Here is a 1,584-nt window from a genome sequence, read left to right as displayed (position 1 = left end):
TGCCTTAAAAGGCAAATTGATAGTCTCGCTATTTAAAATATTCCTCGAGATAGAAAGTCCTACATCATTGAATCCGGCTCGATCTGAATAAAAAGTAGCGCCTCCAAAATCTGCCCAGCTATAGGAATAACCCAGGTGTGCCTGAAACTTTGCCTTACCTATTTTTTTGGTATAATCCACTTTGAAATATTGGGAGTATCGCTGCTCTCCCCTCCGCAAAGGAATCCCCGCCAAATCATCCTCTGGCAAGGAAGGTCGATCCCTGCCAAACAAAAAAGTGGATGACAAAATACTGAAATGTTCAGAGAACTTATAGCTCACCATAACGTCTAGCAAACCTCGAGTGGTCTCCGGATCGAAATCAAAAAAGCCCGAAGCTGTAGGAATATTTGTAATCCCCTCGGTAAAATTATAATACCAATCGGCCCTAATATTGAATTTGGGCCGATAATACACCAGGATAAGGTCTGTTTCGGTATAACCACCATTGGTGGAAGCCCCACCATAGAAACCCAAAATAAAATCTCCTGCCTTTACCCCGCCTTGGGTAGAAAAGACTGGTGCCTTAGAGGGTATCAATCCCCTAAAAACATTCATGGTTTTAAAGGAGAAAGAAACGTCCCAAATCAATTTATCGGATGCATCCATTTGGATAATGCTATCCTCCACCAGGTTATTTTCATTTTGAGCAAAACCTGAAAAACTCAATACAAAGAAACCGAACATCAAAAACAGGGTTCGGTTAGAGCAATTTTTTAGATAGTTCATGCTATTTTACACCCAAGTGATTCCAATTCAACTACTGTGGTCATTCTTTATTTTTACCCCATAGTTTATTGGTTAAAACTACAATTCCAATTTCTAATCCAGCAGCAATAGACCCATCAAACGAATCAGAATAGGTCCCCGCAATAATTACATGCTTACTTTCCCATCGGACTCCTGCTCGGTAGCTTATGGGTGAACTGGCGTCTCCTGCTGTACCAAACACCTCTGCAACAATAGCAGAACTTGGAATAATTTTATAGACCGCCACCCGGGAACTGTAGGAAAAACCCCAAGCTGTATCCCCTGATTGTTTATGATCCAAATTTGCGACAACCCCTGGCAGTATATCCCAAAGGATTTTATTTTCTGCGAAAGCAAAAGTAGCTACACCCATCGCCCACCAAGACCTGAAAGTACTCGTTACTTCTTCCTGATCTAGATGTTGAGGATAAATTCCGGTGCCTGCAAATAAGGCATATCCTGCCGTTTCAGACTTATTTTGCCATAATCTACGCTTGATATAAAAAGAAGGAGAAGTATAGGATGTTGTTTGATTCCTAGGATCCTTGTAATAATGAGTAGCCTGTAGGTTAAACTCCCACTCTTGAATCACTGCCACAGTCACATCCAGCATCATATACCGTTGTCCAAAGGTACCAACAAGGGTGGCCACACCATGTGGTGCAACCCATTGATTGTCTCCGGCAAATTGCTGGGAAAATACTGTACCACTGCTAAGGCAGATTAACCCAATCACCAGCTTTAGTTTCACGAGAGAAACCCGATATACCAAATATTTCAACTTTACATTCACAA

At 41.6% G+C, this 1,584-nt stretch carries 2 protein-coding genes; both read right to left on the bottom strand.

Going from position 1 to position 1,584, the window contains the following annotated elements:
* The coding region (locus tag Q0L68_RS09540; RefSeq protein ID WP_296702175.1) for a hypothetical protein at positions 1–726 on the bottom strand (726 nt) is incomplete at its 3' end.
* 82 nt (positions 727–808) lie between these two features.
* A partial coding sequence (locus Q0L68_RS09535) for a hypothetical protein (protein WP_296702173.1) occupies positions 809–1,584 on the bottom strand: 776 nt, incomplete at its 5' end.

Source organism: Algoriphagus sp. (assembly GCF_024642405.1).
Taxonomy (GTDB): Bacteria; Bacteroidota; Bacteroidia; order Cytophagales; family Cyclobacteriaceae; genus Algoriphagus.
The sequence above is the reverse complement of the archived record's forward strand: the minus strand, read 5'-3'. Positions and strand labels throughout refer to the sequence as shown.